Origin of the sequence: Endobacter medicaginis (assembly GCF_014192375.1) — a bacterium.
Taxonomy (GTDB): Bacteria; Pseudomonadota; Alphaproteobacteria; order Acetobacterales; family Acetobacteraceae; genus Endobacter; species Endobacter medicaginis.
In genome coordinates this window covers 1-23816 of sequence record NZ_JACHXV010000025.1, presented here as the reverse complement: position 1 = coordinate 23816, position 23816 = coordinate 1, and the positions used below count along the sequence as shown (strand labels likewise).

Sequence of the window (23816 nt, the reverse complement as noted above, 5' to 3'; positions counted from 1 at the left end):
ATCGCTACCCGATACGATCGTCTCGCCATCAACTTCCACGCAGCCGTCTGCATCGCAGCCGTCGTCAGCTACTGGTTATGAGTCCCAGCCCTAGGCGATCCGCTCGATCTGTCCTTCAGATGCGGCCGGGTGCTGGATCGCCTCGTCGAGGCCCTGCCCGACCTGCTGCAGCCGAGCTGGATGAACCGGACATCCTCCCTCCCCGCCGCCGGCATGCCGCAGCACCACCGAGCGCCCGTACACGGCCGATGACCGACGCCCCGCGCAATACCTGCGACTTCGCTGAAGTGTTCAAGCATGAGAAAAAGTGTCTCGGCGAGGAACAGGATCTCACCGCGCTGTGCCTGTCCGGCGGCGGTGTGAGGAGCGCTGCGTTCGCTCTCGGCTGCCTGCAGGCCCTCGCCCGGACAGGGCTTCTGAAACAGTTCAGTTACCTCTCCACCGTCTCGGGGGGCGGCTATATCGGCGGCTGGCTGACACGGCTGATCGACGACAATGATGGCGATGTCGAGAAGGTCGAGACCATTCTGGCCGAGACCGCCTTGCCTGACGACCGCCTCGATCGCCTTCGCCGCTACGTCAACTACCTCACACCGCGCCCCGGCCCAGCCTCCAGCGACACCTGGCAGGGCGTCGTGCTCTGGCTGCGCAACACGGCGATCAACTGGATGATCTTTCTGCCATTGCTGACCGGCGTTGCAATATTGCCTCTGCTTTATGCAGCGATCATTCTCGCCGGTCGTTCGGCAACCAGCGATGCGGTCACGATCTTCGGCGTTCTCGTGGCCTTCCTCTACCTGTACTGCGTCTACTGGACATGCGCGGACCTTCCAAGCCACAGGGCCCCTCCTTCCAAACTCGACGAACCACAGCGCCTCGCGACGGTGAGGCGGCTCCGTAACCGTATCGTCTACCTCTTGCTGGTGTGCGCCCTGGCACTCCCGACGATCTGCGTCTCCCGTCTCAACGTCAGCAACTGTTATATGGGCTCGTTGGCCCCTCACGTCGGGAACGCACAATGCGTGCAGGCGGCAACGCCTCAGCCGGCAGCCGGGGGCGCGTCCGATCAGCGCAGTACGACGTGTGACGTTCACGACCCGAACAATCCGACGACTGCCAGTGAGCCATCGCTATGGGCGGCGTTGTTGCCTGTGCCGATCGGCATGCTGATTGCCTCCACTCTCGCCTACATCGCGGCATGGTTCCACGCGCCAAAAGCGACGAAAGCCTCCCAGGCCAACAGACAGCTTGGCCCGCACGACGTCTACCAGGCGGGCCTCAAGCCGTGGCTGTTGGCAAGCTCCATATCGGCCGGATTTGTGCTGGCCGGGCTCAGGCTGGCCTGGGGCTGCGACGCCGTCTGGTTCACCCTCATCGCAGCCCCCTGGCTCATGCTCGCCGAACTGGTCCGCTCGACGGTCTATGTCGCACTTCGCGATTCCGGCCGCTTCAGTGATCTCGACCGCGAATGGCTGGCCCGACTGAGCGGCGAGCGCCTCAAACTCACGGCCGCCTTCGGCTTGCTCGTCGCCGCCGTGATTGTTGTTCCAGACAGGCTTCTCGTTCATGCGGACTCGACCAAGACCTGGATTCTGGCCCTGTTCGGTCTTTCATCGGGGCCGGCCTCGGCGACCCTCGGCCACAGCATCCTGACCAAGGCGATCCCGGAAGTCACGCGATCGCGCCGCGCGTGGATCGAAACCATCGCCACGCTATCGGTGTGGGTTTTCATGACCGGGCTCCTCATCATCCTCGGCCATCTTGCCAGCAGACTGTGCGACGCCGTCGCCTTGGAAACACAAGACGTATGGCCGGCCGTCCTGTCTCCATGGGCCCGGGTGTGCATCCTCTGCGCCTGCCTCGCGATCGCCACGGCGCTGGTCCTGGCACTCGACAATTACATCAACTTCAATCTCTTCTCGATGCATGCAACCTACAGGAACCGGCTGATCCGCGCTTTTCTCGGCACCGCCACGGCCAAACCTCGCTCGTCCGACGCCTACACGTCGTTCTCGACGGGAGACAACCTGCGCATGGAGGCCAGCTTCGAGAAGCGATGTGGCACGGGCAAAAAGGCCAACAAGGTCCTGTATCCGGTCATCGGCATGACCCTGAACCGCACGACCGGCGCGGACACGGCGCGCGCCCAACGCAAGGCCGCCCCGTTCACCGTCACGCCGCATTACTGCGGCTCGTCGTTCCTCCGGCACGCAGCGACGTCGCAGTCCAACGCACCGACGTCGCCGCCCAACGCAGCGACCGTTCCCATCGCACCGCAAAGTGCCTATCTGCGAACGGCGAAGTTCTTCATCACGCCTGAAAAGCTCACCGGCGAGAAAGATGAACGCAAGGGCATCACGCTCGGCACCGCCATGGCTCTCTCGGGCGCGGCGATCAGCCCCAATCGCGGCTACGCGTCGTCGCCGACGTTGGCCCTGATCATGACTCTCTTCAACGTCAGGCTCGGTGCCTGGTACCCCAATCCTTTCTATACTCGCAAGTCCAGCGGCGGCCGTTTCGGATGGCTGAACTTTCGTGGGAAAACCGTGGTGTCGTTGATCGACGAATTGCTCGGCAGGTCGGACGAGCTCAAACCGCTCGTCTATCTCTCCGATGGCGGTCATTTCGACAATCTTGGCCTCTACGAGATGCTGCAGCGACACTGCCGACGTATCCTGGTGATCGATGCTGGCGAGGATGGCAACTATCGCTATGCGGATCTCGGGCGCACACTTGAACACGCACGCGTCGATCTCGGCATCGAGGTCGATTTCGGCAAGACACTGCAGATCGGTCAATCCAAGACGGAAAGCCGGCTTGCCTCCGCAAAGATCATTTATCCTGGCAACCCGGGCCCGCCGGGCCAGCTGCTCTACCTCAAGCCCTGGGTCCCGCACGATGCTCCTGCCCGTATTCGCGCCTATGACGAGTCGAACATCGACTTCCCGCATCGCCCGACACTAAACCAATTTTTTCAGGAGAGTGATTTCGAGAATTACCGTGCCCTGGGCGAACATCTCATGACGCTCGCGATGACCCGGAGCGGACAATCCTGCATGACACTGTCGGATCTCATTTCCTGAAATCGGGATCGAGCGGATGGAACGGCAACGTCGCATCCTCGCCTGGCAGCGCGGCCGCCGACCACCCGCCCCCCAGCGCGCCGATCAGCGACACCGAAGCCTGCAACTGCCGCGTACGCACCTGCACCGCCGCGATCCGCGCGGTGAGGGCCGCCTCCTGCGCGACCACGGCGTCGAGATAGTTCGTCAACCCGCCTGTATAAAGCTGCAACGTCATCGTCTGCGTATGCAGCGCGGCGGTCACCGCGTCGGTCTGCTGCGCATGTTCCGTCGCCAGCTTCCGCGTCAGCGTCAGCCCGTCCTCGACCTCACGGAACGCATCGAGCACGCGGGCGCGGTACTGGTCGCGGGTCTGCGCATATTGCGACCAGCTCCGCTGCAGCTCGGCCCGGCGCAAGCCCCCCTGGAACAGCGGCAGCATCGCCCCCGCACCGACCGACCACAGCGAATTGGCGATGTTGCCCAGATTCCAGCCCGAATCCATGAACCCGCCGGTCAGGCTGATGGTGACGTCCGGATAGAACGCCGCCCGCGACACGCCGATCGAGGTGTTTGCCGCCGCCATCTCGCGCTCGGCCTGCGCGATGTCGGGCCGACGCTGCAGCAGCAGCGACGGGACCGAGGCCGGCACCGCCGGGATCGGATCGGGCAGCATGGCGCCGTCGGTCGCCCGCGCCTCCGTCGCCGGATGCGTGCCGGGCTCGGACGGCATCGCGATCGGCGCAATCGCGAAGGTCGAGGCGTCCGCCCCGCACCGCACGGCGATCGCATGCGCCATCAGCTCGCGGCTGGCCTCGGTATCGGTCAGCAGCGCCTGCGCCTGCGCGAGCTGCGTCTTCGCGCGCTCCACATCCAGAGCCGCGGCGATCTTCGCCCCCAGCCGAAGCTGCGTGATCTGCACCGCGGTTTCATAATAGCGGATCGACTGGCGATAGACCGCGATCTGCGCATCCAGCCCGCGCAGGGCGAAGTAATCATGCGCCAGCTCCACCTCCAGCGCGAGCCGCGCCGAAGCCAGATCCGCCGCCGCCGCCTGCGCGAGCTGCTTCTGCGCGCGGGTGCGGTTGCGGATGCGCGAGAAGAAATCCGGCGCCCAGCTCGCCGTCCCGCCCCACTCGTTCGACGACATGGTGCGGATGCCGGTCGACGACCGGAACAGCGCATGATCCGAGCGGCGATTGTCCGATGTCGACGCCGTCGCGGTGATCTGCGGAAACAGCCCCGCCCGCGCTTCCGCCGCAAGATCGCGCGCCTGCGTATACGCTTCCGCCGTCGCGGCCAGATCCGGATTGCCGGCCACCGCCCGGCTCTCCAGCCCGTCCAGCACCGGATCGTCGAACATCCGCCACCACGGCCCGCGCGGCAGCGCGTCGGCCGGATGCGCCCGGGTGAACGGACCGCTGCCGGCCCAGTCGGCGGGCAGGATGAAGCCGGGCGGGTGATAATCGGGCGCGAGATCGCAGCCCGACAGCATGGTCGCGGCCGACAGCAGGGCCGCAACCGCAAGACGCGGGAGATGCATCATTTCGGCTCGCGATCCTCTGGCGACGGCCCGCCCGCCGGCTCGACGATGCCCGAACCGCTGCGCGCCGGCGGCTCGCTCGGCTGCTCGACGATCTTCGGCGCCTCGTCATTGTAGCCGGCAACCGGCGTCACCGGCTTGACACGCTCGCCTTCCAGCAGCCCGGCGGACGGATTGTTGATCACCCGATCGTTCCTGCCCAGCCCGCCGACGATCTGCACCGTCTTGCCGAGATTGAGGCCCAGACTGACATTCTTCAAATGCACCCGGTCGTCCGCGCCGAGCACCGCGACCTGCATCCCGTTCGAGCGGAACAGCAGCGCCTGCTCCGGCAGCACGAGAATGTCCGGGTCCGACGGCACCGACAGCATCACCTGCACATAACTGCCCGGCCACAGCTTGTGGTCGGGATTGTCGACCGAGAATTCGGTCGTCACCGTGCGCGTCTGCGGACCCACCGCCTGCGCGGTGGTCATGAACTTCGCCTCGTAGGTATGATCCGGATCCTGCGGCAGACGCAGTGTGGCGGTCAGCCCCGGCCTGATCAGCCCCGCATCGTCCTGCGGCACATGCACGAACACCCGCAGCGCATGCACGTCGGCGACCGTGAACAGCTCCGACGCCGCCCCCCGATTGCCCACATCCCCGCCGGCCGCATTCACATAATCGCCGATATCGGTCTGCCGCGACGTCACCACGCCATCGAACGGTGCCACCACGCGCTTGAACGCCTCCTGCGCGGCATAGCGCGCGACGTTCTGACTGGCCGCCTCGACCTGCGCGCGCTCGGCTTCGGCATTGGCGGCCTGCACATCGACTTCCTGCTGCGAGACCGCCTGCGTGCCCGACAGCGACGCCCAGCGCTTCGCCGTCACCGCCGCAAGCTTATAGCGCGCCTGGGCCACGGCAAGATTGGCCTTGGCTGCCGCATATTCCGCATCGAGCGTCGGCGTGTCGATGGTGGCGAGCAGGTCGCCGGTCTTCACCGCCGCACCGTAATCCTTGTCCCACATCTTCACATAGCCGGAGACCTGCGCGTAGATCGGCGCCTCGTACCAGGCATTGAGCGCACCGGGCAGGCTGAGCTCGCGGCGCGCCGGTCCGGGCTTCGGCGCGATCACCTGCACGCGCGGGACCGACGCATCGTCGGCACGCTCGGCGAGTGCGGCGACGGTAGCGGTCCGGCTCGCCAGCCCCCAGACCAACGCGACCACGCCCGCCACCCCCGCCACGACGAGCGCGCGCTTCTGCCCCCGCCCCGGTCGGGCATCCTGCCTGGGCGTGTTCATGCGGGCTCTCCTCGATCAGGGCTGGGGGCGGGCGCTCGCTCGCGGTGCAGCAACGCGAACACGCACGGCACGAACAGCAGGGTTGCGAAGGTGGCGACCAGCAGCCCGCCGATCACGGCGCGGCCGAGGGCGGCGTTCTGGCTGTTGGACAGCGACATCGGCAGCATGCCGATGATCATCGCCGACGCCGTCATGATCACCGGCCGGATCCGGCCATAGCCGGCCTCGATCGCGGCACGGATCGCATCGCCGTGCAGCGCGAGCCGCTCGCGGGCGAAGGCGACGACGAGGATCGCGTTGGCGGTCGCGGTGCCCATGCACATGATCGCGCCGGTGAGTGCGGGCACCGACAGCGTGGTGCCGGTCAGGAACAGGCTCCACGAAATGCCCGCGAGCGCCCCCGGCAGCGCGGTGATGATGATGAACGGATCGAGCCACGACTGGAAGTTCACCACGATCACCAGGTAGATCAGCACGATCGACAGCGCGAGCCCGGCGATGAGCTGGCCGTAGGCGTCGTGCATGGTCGTCGCCTGGCCGCGGATGGTGATCGACGCGCTGTGCGGCAGCGACGATTTCATCTGCGCGACGATGTGCGCCACCCGGTCGCTGACCGCGCCGAGGTCGCGCCCCTCGGTGCCGGCATAGATGTCGATCACCGGCAGGATCGAGTAGTGCGACACCACGGCCGGCGTGCCGGTCTGGCTGATATGCGACAGGCCGCCGACGAGCTGCGGCGTGCCGCCGGACGGATTGCCGTTGCCCTGGTCGACGGGGATGTTCTCCAGCGCATCGAGCGAGGTGAGCTGGTCCTGCGGCATCTGCACGTTGACCAGATGCGACACGCCACTTTTCGTATCCAGCCAGTAGGTCGGCGCCGTCTGCCCCGAACCCGACAGGGTGGCGAGCGTGTTGTTGGCGATGTCGCTCTCCGTCAGCCCGGTGCCGAGCGCGAACGACCTGCGCGAGTGGATCAGCAGCGTCGGCTGCCCCATCACCTGCTGGACATGCGCATCCGCGATGCCGGGGATGTGCCTGAGCTTCGCCAGCAGCCTGTTGGCATAGGCATAGTTCGCATCGAGATCGCGACCGGTGATCTGCACGTCGATCGGCGCCGGCAGGCCGAAATTGAGGATCTTGGCGGTGATGTCGCCCGGCAGGAAGGTGAACGACGACCCCGGGAAGCGCTCGGTCAGCCCTTCGCGCAGCGTCTGGCGATAGCGTGCGACCGGCGAGGCCTCGTCATCGAGCAGGATCGAGATGTCGCAGTCCTGCGCACCGATCGTGCCGGTCGAATTGTAGGCCTGATTGATGCCGCTGACCGGCAGGCCGCAATTGTCGACGATGTTGGTCACATGCCCGGGCAGCAGCTTGCGGATCTGCTTGTCGACCAGCACCGCGATCTTGGAGCTCTCCTCGATGCGCGAGCCGATCGGCGCGCGCATGTGCAGGTCGATCTCGCCCGAACGGATCTCGGGAAAGAAGTTCTCGCCCACCACCGCCAGCAGACACAGCGACGCCACCGCCAGGGCCAGGAAACAGCCGGCGAACACCCCGCGCCGCGCGACGATCCGCGTCAGCGTGTCGCGATAGCCTTCGCGGAAACGGGCAAACCGGGTCTCGAAACCCTTCTGGAAACGCACGAACGGTCCCGGGCGGTGCTGCGGATCATGCCCCGCGCGATGGGCTGCGACCTGTGCCGGCAGCAGCCAGTTCGCCATCGTCGGCACCAGCGTGCGCGACAGGATGAACGAGGCGATCATTGCGAACACGATCGCCTCCGCCAGCGGCAGGAACAGATAGCCCGCCACCCCCGAAAGCTGGAACAGCGGCAGCCACACGATGCAGATGCACAGCGTCGAGACCAGGGTCGGGATCACGATCTGGTTCGACGCATCGATGATCGCGCGCTGCAGATCCTTGAGATTGCCGTCCTCGTCGAAATCCTCCAGATGCGCGTCGATGTTCTCGATCATCACGGTGGCGTCGTCGACCAGGATGCCGACCGCCAGCGCCAGACCGCCCAGCGTCATCACGTTGATCGTCTGCCCCAGCCATGACAGGCACAGGATGGAGGCGAGGATGCACAGCGGGATCGACGTCGCCACGATCAGCGTCGATCGCCACGACCCCAGGAACAGCAGCACGGTGAGCCCGGTCAGGATGGCGGCGGTGACCATCTCCTGCACCACGTCGATGACCGAATCCTTCACGAAGCCCGAGGCGTCGGACAGCGTGGTGATATGCACGCCCTCCGGCAGTGTCCTGATGATCCCCGGAAGCTTCGACTTCACGCCCGCCACCACATCGAGCGTCGAGTAGCTGCCGGTCTTGAGGATTTGGATCAGCACCGACTGCCGGCCATGCACCAGCACCGCATTGGTCTGCGGCGGCCCGCCGCGATGCACATAGGCCACATCACGCAGATAGACGATCGCATCACCGACGCGCTTGATCGGCAGATTGTTGAAGGTGTCGACATCGACCGGGGTGGCGTTGGTCTCCACCATGAAATCCATCGCGCCGATCTTCTGATCGCCCGCCGGCAGCACGATGTTCTGCTTGGCGAGGGCCGCCTGCACGTCGGACGCCGACAGATTGTGCGCCAGCAGCTTCTGCAGATCGAGATCGACCTCGACATTCTGCGACATGCCGCCATAGGGCGTCGGAATCGCCACGCCGGGCACCGACACCAGCGCCGGGCGGATCAGGTTCGACGCCATGTCATAGATCTCGGCCGGCGTCATGTTGTCGGCCGTCACCTGCAGATCGAGCACCGGCACCGAGGAGGCGTCATAGGCCAGCACCTGCGGCGGCGTGATCCCGGCAGGCATCTGCTTGAGGACGGTCTGCGAGATCGAGGTGATCTGCGTCTGCGCGACACCGACATCGGTGCCGGGCTGGAAGAAGATCTTCACCACGCCGCGGCCATAGAGCGACTGGCTCTCGATATGCTCGACATTGTTGACCGTCGCGGTCAGCGCGCGCTCGTAATAGTAGATGACGCGGCCCGACATGTCCTGCGGCATCAACCCGTTATAGGTCCACACCACGGCCACCACCGGCACCTTGATCGGCGGGAAGATGTCGGTCGGCGTGCGAAACACCGCCATGATGCCGAAAAGCAGGATCAGGATGGCGAGAACGACGAAGCTCAGCGGCTTCCTCAGCGCGGTGACGACGATGGCGTTCATCGGTTTCCCTCCACCCCCGCCTGCCCGCGGCACCAGGAAGTCGAGCGGGCGGGAGCGGTCATCATCGGCCGGAACGATCCTTTCGGCGGGCGCCTCGCGACGCGGAGCTTGGGGGGACGACGGCGCGGACCGTCTGCCATGACGCGGGGAACGTCCAATGAAAATGGTTTTAGGGCCGCGAAACGTGCTTGAAACATGATTGTGCAAAGCAGAATGTAGTTTGGCAACCAAACAACCTGAATGGCGCCCTACCGGCAGACATCCACCCACACGCCATCCGTGAGGGCAGCGAGCCGTTCCGGGGTGATCCTCAGCGAGGTGGTCGGCGAGCCGGCCGCGGGGATCACGACGTCGTGCCGTCGCAGGCTGAGATCGCAGAACACCGCCAGCGGCGTCGCCAGCCCGAACGGACACACCCCGCCCACCACGTGACCGGTCACCGCCTCGACCTCTTCCGGCCCCGGCATGCGCGGCTTTCCCCCCCACACCGCGCGCGCCTTGGCATTGTCGAGCCGCGCATCGCCGGCCGCCACCAGCAGCACGACCCGCTCGCCGATCCGCAGCGCCAGTGTCTTGGCGATCTGCCCCGGCGCCACCCCGTGCACCGCCGCCGCATCCGCCACCGTCGCGGTGGAGGCATGCGCCTCGATCACCGCGATGTCCGGCGCCCGGGCGGCGAGAAAGGCGCGGACGCTCTGCGCACTCATGCCAGGATGTTCTGCGCCAGACCCGGCACGTCGAGCGGAAAGGTGAAGATCCCCCCGGCCAGCGGCGCCGACGACCCCTTGCGCGCCGTGGTCACCCAGGCGGTGCGCCGGTCGGGACCGCCGAACGCCAGCTTGGTGACATTGTCGACGGGGATCGTTTGCACCGCCGAGACACGACCATCGGGAGCGAAGCGCATCACCCGCCCACCGGCCCAGATCCCGGCCCAGACATGCCCCTCCACATCCACCGCCAGCCCGTCCGGATAGCCCTGATCGAGCCGGACGAACACGCGCCTGCCCTCCAGCCGGCCATCATCGTGGCGGTCGAAGGCATAGATCACCTGATGGGCGGAATCGGCGTGATAGAGCACCGCCCCGTCCGGGCTGGTCGCAGGCCCGTTGGTGACCACATAGCCGTCATCCACCCGGCGCGGCACCGGCGCGCCCGCCACGAGCCCCTCGGCCAGATACAGCGCCCCCGTCGGCGCGGTCTCGGCGAGATTCATCGAGCCGAACCACAGCCGCCCCCGCGAATCGACATGCGCGTCGTTGAGCCGGTTGCCCGGCCGGTCCGCCTCCACCGTGCAGATCAGCGAGAACGACCCGTCGCGCGGATCGAACCGGTGCAGCCCGTCCGGCAGCCCGGCGACGAAGCACCCGTCGGGCAGCGGCGCGACGAAGCCCGGCATCGCCGGCGCCGCCCACGACAGCGCCGTGTCGGTCGCCGGATCGAACCGCCAGATGCGGCAGCCGAGAATGTCGACGCACCAGAAGGCCGGTCCGCCGAACGCATCGCGCTCCAGCCACAGCGCCCCCTCGCCGAGTGCCAGGCCCAGAGGGGCCACGCAGCGCAGCCCGGCCGACCCGTTCCTGCCGTCAATTCCCAAACCCGTCTCGCCCCCGCCTCGTTGACCCTGATATAAGACCTCCCGGCGAGCCACGGAAACCGACATGCCCCACGCCCAGCACCCCCTCCCCGGCGAGACCCTCACCGCCGCCCTGATCGTGATCGGCAACGAGATTCTCTCCGGCCGCACCCAGGACGCCAACATCCGCTTCCTCGCCGGGCGTCTGGGAGCGATCGGCCTGCCGCTGCGCGAGGTGCGCATCATCCCCGACATCGCCGACACCATCGTCGCCACCGTCAACGATCTGCGCGCCCGCTACGGACAGGTCTTTACCACCGGCGGCATCGGCCCGACCCATGACGACATCACCTCCGAATGCGTCGCCGCCGCCTTCGGCGTGCCGTGGGAGCGCCACCCGCAGGCGGAAGCGCTGCTGCGCGCCGCGATCCCGCCCGAGCGGATCAACGATGCGGTGCTGCGCATGGCCACCATCCCGCGCGGCGCGCGGCTGGTCGACAACCCGGTCAGTGCGGCCCCCGGCTTCTCGATCGGCAACGTGCATGTGATGGCCGGCGTGCCCTCGATCATGCGCGCGATGTTCGACCAGCTCGAACCCAAACTGCCGCACGGCCCGCCGGTGGTGATGCGCAGCACCTACGGGATCGACCTACGCGAGGGACAGATCGCCGCGGGGCTGAGCGCGATCCAGGTCGATTTCCCCGATGTCGACATCGGCTCCTACCCGTTCCGGCTCGACGGCACGGTCGGCGTCGCCCTGGTCAGCAAGGGCGGCGACGCGGCCCGGGTGGAGGCCGCGCATGCGCGCAACCGCGGCCTGCTGCGCGACCTCGGCTACGACCCGGTCGAGGGCGAACCCCCGCTGCGGCAGATGAGCGACGTGGAACTCACACCCGGCACGGCGAACTGAGACCCGCAAAAGCGATCATCCGCCCGGAAGCGCGGGTCAGCGATCGGCCTCGGTGTTGAGACGCAGCCAGGCCTCCAGACGCTCGAAGACGAACACACCGTCGCGATGCAACCCGCTGATGAACGAGAAGACGGTGTCAGCGTCCGCGACGATCCGGGCTCCGTTGACCAGCAGAAACGTGTAGGTCACCGCGAAGGCCACCCGCTTGTTGCCGTCGATGAATGCATGGTTCTGTGACAGGCTTTCCCACAGGGCGGCGGCCTCGGCGATCAGATCGGCATAATACCCGGTCTGCGGGCGATACAGGGCCGCTTCCAGCAATCCCCGGTCCCTCAGCCCTGCGGAACCGCCATATCGCTCGATCTGATCCTGATGGATGGCGAGAACCTCGATGACGGTCAGATAATCCGTCATCGAGCCCTCATTCGGCCAATTTCCTGTAGAGCGGCGCAAACCTGTCATGACTGGCCTGATAGGCCGACATGATATGGGCCCGCGGCCGGCCCTGACGCCGCTTCTCGATCAGATCGGCCAGCGCCTCGTCGAGCAGCGACTGGATCTGCCGCCCCTCATCACGCGCGAGACTGCGGACCGCCGACAGGATGCCGGCATCGACCTGGGTGGCGAATTTCTCTCGCATCCGCGACGACATGACACATCTCCGAGTCTGCCCGGTCCACACCACAGACATCTATCATGACGCATCATGACAATTCAAGATGGCCCCGCTTCGGCGACGCGAGGCTCAGCCCAGCCGCCCCATGGCGAGGAACTTCTCGCGCCGCTGCGCCAGCAGCGCCTCCGGACGCAGCGCGAGCAGGTCCGGCAGCGCGGACGCGATCGCGCGCCCCACCGCATCGATGACCGCGTTCGGCTCGCGATGCGCCCCCCCGATCGGCTCGCCGATCACCGTATCGATCAGGTGCAGCCGCTGGAGATCGGCGGCCGTCAGCTTCAGCGCCTCCGCCGCCACCGGTGCCTGGGCGGCATCGCGCCACAGGATCGCCGCACAGCCCTCGGGCGAGATCACCGAATAGATCGCGTGCTCCAGCATCAGGATGCGGTCGGCGGCGGCCAGCGCGATCGCGCCCCCCGAACCACCCTCGCCGATCACCGTGGCGATCAGCGGCACCGGCGCCGTGAGACAGGCATCGATCGAGGCGGCGATCGCCTCCGCCTGGCCGCGCGCCTCCGCCTCGATGCCCGGAAACGCCCCGGAAGTATCCACCAGGGTCAGGATCGGCAGGCCGAAGCGCCCGGCCAGCTCGATCAGCCGGCGCGCCTTGCGATAGCCCTCCGGCTTGGCCATGCCGAAATTGTGCCGGATGCGACTCTCGGTATCGAAGCCGCGCTCGGTGCCGATCACCACCACCGGCTGGCCCTCGAAGCGGCCGATGCCGCCCACCACAGCCTGGTCCTCGGCAAACGCCCGGTCGCCGGCCAGCGGCACGAAATCGGTGATCAGCCGCGCGATGTAGTCGAGCGCATGCGGACGCTGCGCATGGCGCGCGACCTGCACCTTCTGCGCCGGGGTCAGCTTCGCATAGGTGGCGCGGAGCTGGCGGTCGACCTTGTCCTCGAGCTGGGCGATCTCGGCGGCCACGTCGATCGCCGGCGCGGCCTCGCCGGAGACCGCCGGCGGCGCGGCCATCGTCTCGCGCAGCGAGTCGATCCTTTGCTCGAGCTCGGCGACGGGTTTTTCGAAATCGAGGAACTGGCGGGTCATGATGTGCGCCGGATTAGCACATCTGCCGCCCGCGCCAACCCCGCGGGCGCGTTCTCAGCCCTGCCCCGCCAGCGGATGGTGGGTGGCGACCACCTCGCGCAGCCGCTCGGCGAGCACATGGGTATAGATCTGCGTGGTCGAGATGTCCGCATGGCCGAGCAGGGTCTGCAGGCTGCGCAGATCCGCCCCGCGGGCCAGCATGTGGCTGGCGAACGAGTGCCGCACGACATGCGGCGACAGCCGCGCCGGGTCGATCCCGGCCGCCAGCGCGGCATCGCGCAGCAGCAGGTCGAATCCCTGCCGGGTCAGGGCGCGGCGGGGATCGCGGCCGGGAAACAGCGGCCCGTCAGCCGGACGCGCGCCCGGCATGGCCGGCGCGATCTCATCGATCAGCGCCGCCGCCGCGGCGATCGACGCCGCCGACAGCGGCACCATCCGCTCGCGGCCGCCCTTGCCGCGCACGACCAGCACCGGCGGCCCCGACATCGCCGCCAGGCACTGCCGGCGCGTCAGTGCAAGCAGTTCGGAGATGCGCAGCCCGGTCGAATACAGCATCTCCAGCGCGGCCAGCGTCATCAGCCGCCGACGCGGCGGCCCGATCTGCGCGCAGCCGTCGATCAACCGGGCGATCTCCGCCTCGGACAGGAATTTCGGCAGCGGTTTCGGCAGTCTGGGCGAATCGAGCCGCGCGGTCGGGTCGTCCGCCCGCCAGCCCTCGCGCAGCCCGAAGCGGAAGAACTGGCGCAGGCAGGACAGCCGCCGCGCCGCCGTGCGGGCCGAAAGCCCCGCCGCCTGCATCGCGGCCAGCCAGCCCAGCAGGAGCTCCTCGCCGGCGTCGGACGGGTCCCCGCCCCCCCGGGCGGTGCAGAACGCGGCGAAATCGTCGAGGTCGCGACGATAGGCGGCCAGCGTATGCGGCGAGGCGGCACGGTCGGCAAGCATCATCTCGACAAAGGCCTCGATGCGATGCCCGGCCACCGATCCGCCCGCCCGGTCAGTGGCCCGAGGCGGGGGGCGCGGCGGGTGCGGCCGCACCGGGCTGCGGTGCCTGCACCGGCGGCAGCGCCGGCAGCGCGACCGGTGCGGCCGGCGGCGGCGCGAGCCGCTCCATCGGCACCGCATGGTCGACGGCCTGCACATGCGGATGCGGCGGGAAGGCGCCGAGCGAGAGGAAGCCGGCGACCAGCAGCAGCACGATCACTGCCGGCACGATCATCAACAGGCGGCGGCGCATGGGGCGGGTCCTCGGCTCGAAAACGGCAAGCGGCGGGGCGCTCGCTGGATGAGCGGGGCCTATGCTAGGCTCGCACGCCATGTCAACCGAGCCCGCCCCCACCCAAGCCCTGCTGCACGACACGATCCCCGGCGCCGACGACCTCACCTCGCCACAGCCCGACATCCGCGACCTGGCCACCACACCCGCCCCCAGCCGCAGCATCGTGCTGGTCGGGCTGATGGGTGCGGGCAAGACCACGATCGGCCGCCGGCTCGCGGCGGCGCTCGGGCTGCCGTTCCACGACGCCGATGTCGAGATCGAGCAGGCCGCCGGCTGCTCGATCGCCGACCTGTTCGCCCGCTACGGCGAGCCGGCCTTCCGCGACGGCGAGCGGCGGGTGATCCGGCGCCTGCTCGGCGGCGCGCCGATCGTGCTGGCCACCGGCGGCGGCGCGTTCATGGACGACGACACCCGCGCGCTGATCCGCGAGCGCGCCACCTCGATCTGGCTGCGCTGCCCGCTGCCGCTGCTGCTGCGCCGGGTCAGCGGGCGCACGCACCGCCCGCTGCTCAACGCCGGCGACCCGCGCACCGTGCTGGACGAACTGATGGCGAAGCGCTCGCCGGTCTATGCGGAGGCCGACGTGACCGTCGACTGCGCCGATGACGGCGCCGAGGTGACGACGCGCCGGGTCGCGGCCGCGCTCGCGGCGCACACCCCACCGCGGCGGCTGCGGGTCACCCTGAGCCACACCGCCTACGACGTGGTGATCGGCGCCGGGCTGATCGCGCGGGCCGGCGCGCTGCTGGCCCCGGTGCTGCCGCAGAAGCGGGTGTTCATCGTCACCGACGCGACGGTGGCGCGCCTGCACCTGCCCGCCCTGCTCGAGTCGCTGGCCGCGACGGGCATCGGCGCCGAGACGGTCGTGGTGCCGCCCGGCGAGGGCTCCAAGCGGCTGGCCGAGTTCGGCCGGGTGACGGATGCGATGCTCGCGGCCGGGGTCGAGCGGCGCACGGCGGTGATCGCGCTCGGCGGCGGCGTGGTCGGCGATCTCGCCGGCTACGCGGCCGCCTCGGTGATGCGCGGCCTGCCGTTCGTGCAGATCCCGACCACCCTGCTGTCGCAGGTCGATTCCAGTGTTGGCGGCAAGACCGGCATCAACACCGCCTACGGCAAGAACCTGCTCGGCGCCTTCCACCAGCCGCGCATCGTGCTGGCCGATACCGGCGCGCTGGCCACGCTGCCGCCGCGCGAGCTGTCGGCGGGCTATGCCGAGATCGTCAAGGCCGGGCTGATCGGAGATGCCGCACTCTATCGGTGGTGCGAGCAGCACGGTCCGGCGATCACCGGCACCGCGCCCGGCGGTGCCGATCCCGACCTGCAGGCCGAGGCGGTGCTGCGCGCCTGCGCCTTCAAGGCGGCGGTGGTCGGCGACGACGAGCGCGAGGAAAAACCCTCCGACGGCCGCGCGCTGCTCAATCTCGGCCATACCTTCGCCCACGCCCTGGAGGCCGAATGCGGCTATGACGGCTCGCTGCTGCATGGCGAGGCGGTGGCGATCGGCCTGGTGCTGGCGCTGCGGCTGTCGGCGCGGCTGGGGTTCTGCGATCCCGGTCTCGCACCGCGCGTCGCCGCCCATCTCGAATCGGCCGGCCTGCCGTCATCGACCGGCATGCTGAACCGCCGCTTCCAGGCCGAATCGCTTGTCGCCCACATGCAACGCGACAAGAAGATGCGCGACGGACGGCTGGCCTTCGTGGCGACGCGCGGCATCGGCGCCGCCTTCACCGACCGCGCGGTCCCGCGCGAGGCGGTCATGGCCCTGCTTGCCGAGGAAACAGGCGAGGTGAACTTTATCGGGAACTAATCCCGAGGTTTGCAAACCCACAGTTCTGCATGTTGATTTCGGCGGTTGTCGGCGATGACTGTGTCGGAGCTGGAAGAAACTGTGACATTTCCAACACGCCGGCTTTCCAAGCGCTTTCGCGCCGCAACAAGTGGCTACTCGCACGGCAACCGATCGAACTATACGACGGTTAGGCATCCCGATGGCGGGCCATCACGAGGCGGTTGACCGGAGACGGTCGAGGCAGCGCGGCTCTCCCGAAATGCGGATGAACTTATAGGGACTGCAACAATGCGTTTGCGCACGGCACTTCTCGCAACCACCCTGCTGGCCGCCGCGCCGGTCGTGGCCAAGGCTCAGCCGATCACCGGCCCGTATGTCAGCATCGGTGCTGGCTACAACTATCAGCAGCCGATCCACTCGGACTTCTCGCCCACCACCTACGCCAACGGCGTCAACAGCACCTCCGGCTCGCGTTCGAAGTATCGCCTCGGCGACGGCTTCAACGGCCAGGGCTCCGTGGGCTGGGGCTTCGGCAACGGCTTCCGCGCCGAGCTCGAGGGCGACTACTACTACAACTCGGTCGACCATCGTTCGGGCACCGCCTATCCGGGCAGCACCGGCGGCAAGCAGGAAACGTATGGCGCAATGGCCAACGTCCTGTATGACTTCAACCCGTCGCAGTTCGGCTTCCTGCCCTCGCCCGTCGTGCCCTACCTCGGCATCGGCGCCGGCTACCAGTGGACGCACCTGACCACGCAGACCGTCTACAACAACGGCTTCGTGAACCGCGTCGGCGGCACCAACGGCAGCTTCGCCTACCAGGGCATCGCCGGTGTGGCCTTCAACATCGCCCAGGTCCCGGGCCTCGCCGTCACCGTCGAGTACCGCTTCCTCGGCACGCTGAACCAGGACGCCTACCAGTCGACCGCCTGGACCAGCAACGGCCTCCACAAGGGCAACGCCGACTTCGGCAAGCAGTACAACCACAGCGGCATGCTGGGTCTGCGCTATGCGTTCGACACCGCCCCGCCGCCGCCGCCGCCGGTCGTGGCCCCGGTCGCCCCGCCGTACACCCCGGCCCGCACCTACCTCGTGTTCTTCGACTGGGACAAGTCGAACCTCACCCCGCGCGCGCGTCAGATCGTGGCCGAAGCCGCCCAGGCCTCGACCCACGTCCAGACCACCCGCATCGAGGTCAACGGCTACACCGACACCTCGTCGGCCCGCGGCGGCGCCGCCGGCGCGAAGTACAACCAGGGCCTCTCGGTCCGTCGCGCCACCTCGGTCAAGGCCGAGCTGATCCGTGACGGCGTGCCGGCCTCGGCGATCGACATCCACGGCTATGGCGAGAGCCATCCGCTGGTGCCGACCGGCCCGAACGCCCGCGAGCCGCAGAACCGTCGCGTCGAGATCATCCTGCACTGATCTCGCAACTTCGCGAAAAGAGGGGGGCCATCTCCGGATGGTCCCCTTTTTTGCGTGTACACGGGGTGTACACGGATGCCTGACCGCCGATTTGCCGTTCTCGAACTGCGCGCCGAGCGCCTCGCCGCCACCCTGCTCGGCCCGAGGCTGGCTGCCCTGGTGGTCCAATTCGCCCAGTTCGGCATCGTCGGCCTGATCGGCATGGCGGTCGACACCGCCACCGTCTACGCCCTGCGCCACCCGGTCGGGCTGATCGCCGCCGGCTTCTTCGGCTACCTGACCGCCGCCAGCCTCAACTGGCTGCTCAACCGGATCTGGACCTTCCGCCCCCCCACCGACCCGGCCGAGGCCATCACCGACCACCGCATGCCGGCCCACCGGCAATGGGCGCTGTTCCTGCTCGCCAACCTGCCCGGCTTCGTGCTCAACCGCGGCACCTTCATCGCCCTGGTCAGCCTGTCGGCGCTCTGCCGCGCGCATCCGGTGCTGGCCATCGCCGCCGGCTCGCTCGCCGGCATGTCCGCCAACTTCACCCTGTCGCGCCGGCTGATGTTCCGCTGAGCAGTCCGGCGATCCGTCGCGCCGCCAGATGCACCCCGGCCAGGTCCGTCCACAGCGCACCTTCCGCCACCGTGCAGGCGTAGAGCGCATCGACCCCGCAGGCGATCATCAGGTTCTCCGCCAGCCCGAACGCCTCCACCGCCAGCCCGTCCGCCGGCCCCTGCGCACACCGCTGCTCGTAGGTGCGCGCATCATTGCTGTAGCCCACCACCGGACGCCCCAGCCCCCGCGCGAACCCCACCTCATAGACGGTGCCCGCATCCGCACTGGCCCCCCGAAACGGTGTCAGATTGGCCAGCACCGCATCGCAGTTGCGGATATGCGCCTCGTTGGCGGCCGCGATCACCGCCGCCGGCGGAATCGCGTCCCCCGGCTCGCTGCCATCGAGCGGAAACACCCCCTCCAGCCCGTACTGCGCACAGATCGCCCGCAACACCTCGCCCCGCTCCCACGGACGCGGCAGGAACACGTCCGGACCCGCCAGATACACACGCCGCACAACCAACTCCTTTGCGCCCGCGTCGCGGGTGCGCTACGTCAGCCTTTCCTGACCGACCCTGAACCCGAATGGGGAAGCCGCCGCCCGCCATGCCGAGCAGCAACGATATCCGCGCCACCTTCCTCGACTATTTCGCGGAGCATGGCCACCAGGTGGTACCGAGCTCGTCGCTGGTGCCGCGCAACGATCCCACCCTGCTGTTCACCAATGCCGGCATGGTGCAGTTCAAGAACGTCTTCGCCGGCCAGGAAACGCGCCCCTACAACCGTGCGACCACCGCGCAGAAGGTGGTCCGTGCCGGCGGCAAGCACAACGATCTCGACAATGTCGGCTACACCGCCCGGCATCACACCTTCTTCGAGATGCTCGGCAATTTCAGCTTCGGCGACTACTTCAAGGCCGGCGCCATCGAGCACGCCTGGCGCCTGGTGACCTCCACCTTCGGCCTGCCGCCCGAGAAGCTGCTGGTCACCGTCTATTCCGAGGACGAGGACGCGGCCGCCCTGTGGCGCAAGATCGCCGGGCTGCCCGATTCCCGCATCATCCGCATCCCCACCGCCGACAATTTCTGGCGCATGGGCGATACCGGCCCCTGCGGCCCGTGTTCCGAGATCTTCTACGACCATGGCGACCACGTCCCCGGCGGCCCGCCCGGCAGCCCCGACGAGGACGGCGACCGCTTCATCGAGATCTGGAACCTCGTGTTCATGCAGTATCTCGAGGAGCCGGCCGGCACCCGCAACCTGCTGCCCAAACCCTCGATCGACACCGGGCTGGGCCTGGAGCGCTTCGCCGCCATCCTGCAGGGCAAGCACGACAACTACGATACCGACACGCTGCGCGCGCTGATCGAGGCGAGCGCGGAAGTCACCCATCAGGCCGCTGACGGCGAATTCAAGACCTCGCATCGCGTGGTTGCCGACCACCTGCGCTCGAGCTCATTCCTGATCGCCGACGGCGTGCTGCCCAGCAAGGACGGCCGCGGCTACGTGCTGCGCCGGATCATGCGCCGCGCGATGCGCCACCTGCACATGATGGGCACCACCGAACCCGTCTTCGACCGGCTGGTCCCCGCCCTGGTGCGCCAGATGGGCGCCGCCTATCCGGAACTCGTCGCCTCCGAGAGCCTGATCCGCGAGACGATGCGTCTGGAAGAAAATCGCTTCAAGGCACTGCTGGAACGCGGCCTTGCCCTGCTCGGCGACGAGGCCGACCGCCTCGCCTCGGGCGCCGAACTGCCCGGCGACGTCGCCTTCAAGCTCTACGACACGTTCGGTTTCCCGCTCGACCTGACCCAGGATGCGCTGCGCGAGCGCGGCCACGGCGTTGATGTCGCCGGCTTCGAATCCGCGATGGCCGTGCAGCGCCAGCGCGCCCGCGCCGCCTGGGCCGGCTCGGGCGACACCGCGACACAGGCCGTCTGGTTCGACCTGCGCGACCGGCTGGGGGCGAGCGAATTCGTCGGCTATTCCGGCGAGACTGCGGAGGCCGAGATCACCGCCCTGGTGGTCGACGGGGCCAGCGTCGAACGCGCCGAAATCGGCCAGAGCGTCGGCGTGCTGCTCAACCAGACCCCGTTCTATGCGGAGTCCGGCGGCCAGGTCGGCGATACCGGTCTGATTTCCGCACCCGGCCTGCGCATCCGCGTGAGCGACACCGCCAAGAAACTCGGCGAGCTGTTCGTCCATGAGGGCCTCGTCGAGGAGGGCGCAGCGCGTGTGGGCCAGGCGGTGCGCGCCGAAGTCGATCACGCCCGCCGTGCCGCAATCCGCGCCCATCATTCCGGCACCCACCTGCTGCACGAGGCGCTGCGCCGCAGGCTCGGCACCCATGTCACGCAGAAAGGCAGCCTCAACGCGCCCGAGCGGCTACGCTTCGACGTCAGCCAGCCCCGGCCGATCACGCCGGAGGAGCTTGCCGAGGTGGAGGCCGCCGTCAACGCGCGCATCCGCGAGAACACCGCGGTGACCACGCGGCTGATGACCCCGGACCAGGCCGTGGCCGAGGGCGCGATGGCGCTGTTTGGCGAGAAATACGGCGACGAGGTGCGGGTGGTGTCGATGGGTGGTGCCGACCCCGACGAGGGCCGGACCGCGTATTCGATCGAGCTGTGCGGCGGCACGCATGTCGCACGCACCGGCGATATCGGGCTGTTCCGCATCGTCGGCGAGAGCGGGGTGAGTGCCGGCGTGCGCCGCATCGAGGCGGTGACCGGCGCGGCCGCCGAAGCACTGATGGCGAAAACCGAGGACACGCTCAACCGCACCGCCGCCCTGCTGCGCGCCCTGCCGGCGGAACTGCCCGACCGGGTCGCCGCCCTGCTCGCCGAACGGCGGACGATGGAGCGCCAGATCGCCGATCTGCAGAAGAAGCTCGCCACCGCCGGCAGTAGTGCGGCGGAAAACGAGACCATCGCCGGCCTTACCCTGGCCGCCCGCGACATGGGCGAGGTCGCGCCGCGCGAGCTCAAGGGGCTGGCGGAAGCGATCGGCCGCGAGCTGGGCTCGGGCGTGGTCGCCCTGGTTTCCGGAGCCGAGGGCAAGAGCAGCATCGTGGTGGCCGCGACCCCCGATCTCGACGGTCGTGTCGATGCGGTCGCGCTGGTGCGTGCGGCCAGCGAAGCAGTTGGGGGAAAAGGCGGCGGCGGGCGGTGGAACATGGCCCAGGCCGGCGGCCCGGATGCATCCCGCAACGCCGCCGCGCTGGAGGCGATCCGCGAGGCGCTGCGCATGGTCGAACAGCCCGCCTGAACGGCCTGCGGTCGCGGACGTTGCTGCGGCGGAGGACCCGCCATGCTGACCAGGACCGCGATCTACGAAGGCACCATCCAAGACGGGCGCGAGGACGAATTCTTCCGCCGGGTGCGTGACGAGCTGATGCCGATCTGGCGCGATTTTCCCGGGCTGCTGTCAATGCGGGTGCAGCGGCGGGTCTCGGCAGACACCTCGGCACGGCCGATCCCGATGATCCTGGAGATGGATTTCGCCAACCAGGCGGCGATCGACGCGCTCTCCAGCTCACCCGTGCGCGAACGCGCCCACGCGGCCACGCTGGAGGTGATGAAACTCTTCGACGGCGATTTCTATCACCTCGTTTCCGAAGCACTCTGAAATGCGTCAGCGCCCGATGCTCGGCGAGGCGGAAGCAGGCGCGATCCTCGATGCCGCCTGCGCGCATGCCCGCTCCGCATCGCTGGAGGTGAGTGTCGCGGTGGTCGACGAGGCGGGGATCCTGCTCGCCCTGCGGCGCCTGGACGGGGCACGGCTGCACACGCCGGAGGCCGCGATGCTGAAAGCACGCACCGCCGCGATCACCCGCACAGCCACCGCCGCGCTGGAAGATCAGGTCCGCGCCGACCCCGCCTTGCTCGCCTTCCCCGGCCGGCTGCCGCTGGCCGGTGGGGTGCCGCTGCTGTGGCAGGGGGTGGTGGTCGGCGGCATCGGCTCGTCGGGCGGCAGTCCGGAGGCGGATCTGTCGGTCTGCGCGGCAGGCGTGGCCGCGCTGGCTTGAGACGTCAGATCGGCAGGGCGATGCGTTCGAGCGCGCAGTCCTGCGGCTCCGGCAGCCAGTAGCCGGAACTGCCGAGCATCGACGCCAGCAGCACCACCACCTCGCCGAGTAGATAGGGCGAGGCACCCCCGGCCAGGCGCTCGACGATGGCGCCGGCCTCGCGGCCGAGATCGTGCTGGATGGCGCTGGTGGCGCGCAGCAATTCACCCTCGTCCCGGGTCAGGCTGATCGCGCCGCACTCGCCCAGAACGGGCGGCGCGACCCGCTCCCAGCGCAGTGCCGCGAAAGCCTCGTGCAACGCGTCACCAAGGCGGTTGAGGTCGCGCTGGCAGCGCGCATCGCCGCGCGGCTCGTGCGTGCACTGCGCACAGCGCAGCATCCACACCGCCCGGAGCTGGGCGTCGGTCATAGGGCGGCGGCCACTCGCCTGCGGGCGCTGTGGCAGGCGCAGGATGGACCGCGACGGAGCCGGCGGCAGGGCGGGCAGGCGGGTCGTGACAACGGAAAGCGACATGAGGTGATCCTCCCGTGCCGATGCTAAATGCGAACGCATCTCAATTGCAAGGCCGGCGACAGGAGTCGCGGATGCCGGGGCTGTGCGTGGCTGCCAGCAGCGCGTCCCAGAATGGCCCGCGCGAAAAATACGTCGCTGTCACGCAGGAGGCCGTCGGACGGGTGCATCACGAACACCATCCTTCCCTCATGAACACGGATCACGGCGACGTTGACGGTGACCTCAGCGATCAACGGCACGGGCATCAGTTTCGACAGGCCGGCCGCACCGGTGCCGCGCGACATCTCGCGCGGCACCGGTCTGGTCGTGCGCGCCGGTCCGTGGCGGTTGCCGCTCAGCGGGATATATGTAGCAGCACGCAATGATAAACGGCTCGACGCAAAATCATGCGCCCGTTTCAGCGACCATTGACTGAGACGGAGAGACGCGTCCGACGCACGCTCGGTGCGACGGACGCGAGATCAGGCCGCAGTGACATCCGGTCCGAAATCGACCCGAACCCGGCGGCAGGTTCGACCGGCAGATAACGCATCAGGTCGAAGGGGAGTGTAGCCGTGGCTCCCCCATTTTGAACCAAGCCTTGGCGATCTTTCCATTTTCCACCTGATACGTGCAGATCACGTCAACCTCGCCTCGACCTTCGGGAAAGTTCCTCTGCACTGTCTCGTGGTCCACGACCACATTGCCCACAACGATGCGGGTCAGCAGATTTCCATAAAGGTCTGGTTCCTTGAAACGGTCGATGTGCCGATCCCGGATGGCTGCTGCGCTGCTGGCGAGCAATGTCGAAGGAAAGGCGTAGTACTCGCAGTCATCCGCCCACCAAGGCATAAATGCGTCGATGTCGCGCGTGACGTGACCCCCGTTTTTCATCCAGCGGAAGCGAGAGTCCTGTCTTGATCTGAGCCATCGTTGATGGCGGGTGCAAGAGGCCGAAGCGCGGAG

At 68.2% G+C, this 23816-nt stretch carries 22 protein-coding genes and 1 pseudogene; 9 read left to right on the top strand and 14 right to left on the bottom strand.

Going from position 1 to position 23816, the window contains the following annotated elements:
* Nucleotides 1-81: pseudogene (locus FHR90_RS15735) on the top strand (IS5/IS1182 family transposase); the annotation flags it as partial.
* Nucleotides 82-248: 167 nt separating this feature from the next.
* Nucleotides 249-3083, top strand: a complete 2835-nt coding sequence (locus FHR90_RS15730; protein WP_176624080.1) for a patatin-like phospholipase family protein — start codon at nucleotides 249-251, stop codon at nucleotides 3081-3083.
* On the opposite strand, the gene FHR90_RS15725 is transcribed toward FHR90_RS15730, so the two are convergent.
* The 5 genes from FHR90_RS15725 to FHR90_RS15705 all read right to left on the bottom strand — a co-directional run bounded on the left by FHR90_RS15725 (nucleotide 3073) and on the right by FHR90_RS15705 (nucleotide 10640).
* On the bottom strand, nucleotides 3073-4608 hold the full coding sequence (locus FHR90_RS15725) for an efflux transporter outer membrane subunit (protein ID WP_176624082.1): 1536 nt from the start codon (nucleotides 4606-4608) through the stop codon (nucleotides 3073-3075). The two genes, FHR90_RS15730 and FHR90_RS15725, sit on opposite strands and share 11 nt — an antisense overlap.
* On the bottom strand, nucleotides 4605-5894 hold the full coding sequence (locus FHR90_RS15720) for an efflux RND transporter periplasmic adaptor subunit (RefSeq protein ID WP_183275524.1): 1290 nt from the start codon (nucleotides 5892-5894) through the stop codon (nucleotides 4605-4607). Before FHR90_RS15720 ends, FHR90_RS15725 begins: the two co-directional genes overlap by 4 nt.
* Nucleotides 5891-9088 carry an efflux RND transporter permease subunit gene (locus tag FHR90_RS15715; RefSeq protein ID WP_176625126.1) on the bottom strand — a complete coding sequence of 1066 codons (3198 nt, stop codon included), beginning with the start codon at nucleotides 9086-9088 and terminating at the stop codon, nucleotides 5891-5893. Before FHR90_RS15715 ends, FHR90_RS15720 begins: the two co-directional genes overlap by 4 nt.
* Nucleotides 9089-9336: 248 nt before the next feature.
* A complete protein-coding gene (locus tag FHR90_RS15710) occupies nucleotides 9337-9795 on the bottom strand; it encodes a YbaK/EbsC family protein (protein WP_183275523.1) in 459 nt (152 codons plus the stop codon).
* A complete protein-coding gene (locus FHR90_RS15705; RefSeq protein ID WP_266153078.1) occupies nucleotides 9792-10640 on the bottom strand; it encodes an SMP-30/gluconolactonase/LRE family protein in 849 nt (282 codons plus the stop codon). Before FHR90_RS15705 ends, FHR90_RS15710 begins: the two co-directional genes overlap by 4 nt.
* Nucleotides 10641-10746: 106 nt before the next feature.
* Between FHR90_RS15705 and FHR90_RS15700 the strand changes: the two genes are divergently transcribed.
* Nucleotides 10747-11571 (top strand): competence/damage-inducible protein A, encoded by an 825-nt coding sequence (locus tag FHR90_RS15700; RefSeq protein WP_176625035.1) that lies wholly within the window; start codon nucleotides 10747-10749, stop codon nucleotides 11569-11571.
* 36 nt (nucleotides 11572-11607) lie between these two features.
* Here FHR90_RS15700 and FHR90_RS15695 read toward each other — a convergent pair whose 3' ends face one another.
* From FHR90_RS15695 to FHR90_RS17540, 5 genes are all read right to left on the bottom strand, one after another.
* The gene (locus FHR90_RS15695; RefSeq protein WP_176625033.1) at nucleotides 11608-11985 is read right to left on the bottom strand and encodes a type II toxin-antitoxin system death-on-curing family toxin; all 378 of its coding nucleotides are present in this window, start codon (nucleotides 11983-11985) and stop codon (nucleotides 11608-11610) included.
* 7 nt (nucleotides 11986-11992) lie between these two features.
* A complete protein-coding gene (locus tag FHR90_RS15690; RefSeq protein ID WP_176625031.1) occupies nucleotides 11993-12223 on the bottom strand; it encodes a hypothetical protein in 231 nt (76 codons plus the stop codon).
* Nucleotides 12224-12316: 93 nt separating this feature from the next.
* Nucleotides 12317-13297 (bottom strand): acetyl-CoA carboxylase carboxyltransferase subunit alpha, encoded by a 981-nt coding sequence (locus FHR90_RS15685; protein WP_176625029.1) that lies wholly within the window; start codon nucleotides 13295-13297, stop codon nucleotides 12317-12319.
* 54 nt (nucleotides 13298-13351) lie between these two features.
* Nucleotides 13352-14275 (bottom strand): tyrosine recombinase, encoded by a 924-nt coding sequence (locus tag FHR90_RS15680; RefSeq protein WP_266153072.1) that lies wholly within the window; start codon nucleotides 14273-14275, stop codon nucleotides 13352-13354.
* 16 nt (nucleotides 14276-14291) lie between these two features.
* On the bottom strand, nucleotides 14292-14531 hold the full coding sequence (locus FHR90_RS17540) for a hypothetical protein (RefSeq protein WP_246330327.1): 240 nt from the start codon (nucleotides 14529-14531) through the stop codon (nucleotides 14292-14294).
* A 79-nt stretch (nucleotides 14532-14610) separates the two neighbouring features.
* Here FHR90_RS17540 and aroB point away from each other — a divergent pair, with 79 nt between their 5' ends.
* From aroB to FHR90_RS15665, 3 genes are all read left to right on the top strand, one after another.
* Nucleotides 14611-16380: a 3-dehydroquinate synthase gene (aroB, locus tag FHR90_RS15675; protein ID WP_183275521.1), complete on the top strand. Its 1770-nt coding sequence runs from the start codon at nucleotides 14611-14613 to the stop codon at nucleotides 16378-16380.
* 270 nt (nucleotides 16381-16650) lie between these two features.
* On the top strand, nucleotides 16651-17787 hold the full coding sequence (locus tag FHR90_RS15670; RefSeq protein WP_176624623.1) for an OmpA family protein: 1137 nt from the start codon (nucleotides 16651-16653) through the stop codon (nucleotides 17785-17787).
* Between the two features lie 75 nt (nucleotides 17788-17862).
* Nucleotides 17863-18348 carry a GtrA family protein gene (locus FHR90_RS15665; RefSeq protein ID WP_176624621.1) on the top strand — a complete coding sequence of 162 codons (486 nt, stop codon included), beginning with the start codon at nucleotides 17863-17865 and terminating at the stop codon, nucleotides 18346-18348.
* On the opposite strand, the gene FHR90_RS15660 is transcribed toward FHR90_RS15665, so the two are convergent.
* Nucleotides 18317-18847 carry a nucleoside 2-deoxyribosyltransferase gene (locus FHR90_RS15660; RefSeq protein WP_176624619.1) on the bottom strand — a complete coding sequence of 177 codons (531 nt, stop codon included), beginning with the start codon at nucleotides 18845-18847 and terminating at the stop codon, nucleotides 18317-18319. The two genes, FHR90_RS15665 and FHR90_RS15660, sit on opposite strands and share 32 nt — an antisense overlap.
* A gap of 89 nt (nucleotides 18848-18936) precedes the next feature.
* On the opposite strand from FHR90_RS15660, the gene alaS reads away from it, so the two are divergent.
* Genes alaS through FHR90_RS15645 form a run of 3 tightly spaced genes read left to right on the top strand, consistent with a single transcriptional unit; the run spans nucleotide 18937 to nucleotide 22357 of the window.
* A complete protein-coding gene (alaS, locus tag FHR90_RS15655) occupies nucleotides 18937-21597 on the top strand; it encodes an alanine--tRNA ligase (RefSeq protein WP_183275520.1) in 2661 nt (886 codons plus the stop codon).
* Nucleotides 21598-21639: 42 nt separating this feature from the next.
* On the top strand, nucleotides 21640-21957 hold the full coding sequence (locus FHR90_RS15650) for a hypothetical protein (protein WP_176626145.1): 318 nt from the start codon (nucleotides 21640-21642) through the stop codon (nucleotides 21955-21957).
* Between the two features lies 1 nt (nucleotide 21958).
* On the top strand, nucleotides 21959-22357 hold the full coding sequence (locus tag FHR90_RS15645; RefSeq protein WP_183275519.1) for a GlcG/HbpS family heme-binding protein: 399 nt from the start codon (nucleotides 21959-21961) through the stop codon (nucleotides 22355-22357).
* A 4-nt stretch (nucleotides 22358-22361) separates the two neighbouring features.
* On the opposite strand, the gene FHR90_RS15640 is transcribed toward FHR90_RS15645, so the two are convergent.
* The 3 genes from FHR90_RS15640 to FHR90_RS15630 form a co-directional block, all read right to left on the bottom strand.
* Complete coding sequence (locus tag FHR90_RS15640) at nucleotides 22362-22871, bottom strand: hypothetical protein (protein WP_176626448.1); 510 nt, start codon at nucleotides 22869-22871, stop codon at nucleotides 22362-22364.
* Between the two features lie 23 nt (nucleotides 22872-22894).
* On the bottom strand, nucleotides 22895-23155 hold the full coding sequence (locus FHR90_RS15635) for a hypothetical protein (RefSeq protein ID WP_183275518.1): 261 nt from the start codon (nucleotides 23153-23155) through the stop codon (nucleotides 22895-22897).
* A 247-nt stretch (nucleotides 23156-23402) separates the two neighbouring features.
* The coding region (locus tag FHR90_RS15630; protein ID WP_338082162.1) for a nuclear transport factor 2 family protein at nucleotides 23403-23816 on the bottom strand (414 nt) is incomplete at its 5' end.

Coding starts and splice junctions, on each gene's coding strand:
- alaS (WP_183275520.1), top strand. CDS start 18,937: ATGCCGAGCAGCAACGATATCCGCGCCACCTTCCTCGACTATTTCGCG.
- FHR90_RS15665 (WP_176624621.1), top strand. CDS start 17,863: ATGCCTGACCGCCGATTTGCCGTTCTCGAACTGCGCGCCGAGCGCCTC.
- FHR90_RS15670 (WP_176624623.1), top strand. CDS start 16,651: ATGCGTTTGCGCACGGCACTTCTCGCAACCACCCTGCTGGCCGCCGCG.
- FHR90_RS17540 (WP_246330327.1), bottom strand. CDS start 14,531: ATGCGCCGCCGCCTGTTGATGATCGTGCCGGCAGTGATCGTGCTGCTG.
- FHR90_RS15700 (WP_176625035.1), top strand. CDS start 10,747: ATGCCCCACGCCCAGCACCCCCTCCCCGGCGAGACCCTCACCGCCGCC.
- FHR90_RS15725 (WP_176624082.1), bottom strand. CDS start 4,608: ATGATGCATCTCCCGCGTCTTGCGGTTGCGGCCCTGCTGTCGGCCGCG.
- FHR90_RS15645 (WP_183275519.1), top strand. CDS start 21,959: ATGCGTCAGCGCCCGATGCTCGGCGAGGCGGAAGCAGGCGCGATCCTC.
- FHR90_RS15730 (WP_176624080.1), top strand. CDS start 249: ATGACCGACGCCCCGCGCAATACCTGCGACTTCGCTGAAGTGTTCAAG.
- FHR90_RS15715 (WP_176625126.1), bottom strand. CDS start 9,088: ATGAACGCCATCGTCGTCACCGCGCTGAGGAAGCCGCTGAGCTTCGTC.
- FHR90_RS15710 (WP_183275523.1), bottom strand. CDS start 9,795: ATGAGTGCGCAGAGCGTCCGCGCCTTTCTCGCCGCCCGGGCGCCGGAC.
- aroB (WP_183275521.1), top strand. CDS start 14,611: ATGTCAACCGAGCCCGCCCCCACCCAAGCCCTGCTGCACGACACGATC.
- FHR90_RS15690 (WP_176625031.1), bottom strand. CDS start 12,223: ATGTCGTCGCGGATGCGAGAGAAATTCGCCACCCAGGTCGATGCCGGC.
- FHR90_RS15650 (WP_176626145.1), top strand. CDS start 21,640: ATGCTGACCAGGACCGCGATCTACGAAGGCACCATCCAAGACGGGCGC.
- FHR90_RS15685 (WP_176625029.1), bottom strand. CDS start 13,297: ATGACCCGCCAGTTCCTCGATTTCGAAAAACCCGTCGCCGAGCTCGAG.
- FHR90_RS15640 (WP_176626448.1), bottom strand. CDS start 22,871: ATGTCGCTTTCCGTTGTCACGACCCGCCTGCCCGCCCTGCCGCCGGCT.
- FHR90_RS15695 (WP_176625033.1), bottom strand. CDS start 11,985: ATGACGGATTATCTGACCGTCATCGAGGTTCTCGCCATCCATCAGGAT.
- FHR90_RS15635 (WP_183275518.1), bottom strand. CDS start 23,155: ATGTCGCGCGGCACCGGTGCGGCCGGCCTGTCGAAACTGATGCCCGTG.
- FHR90_RS15720 (WP_183275524.1), bottom strand. CDS start 5,894: ATGAACACGCCCAGGCAGGATGCCCGACCGGGGCGGGGGCAGAAGCGC.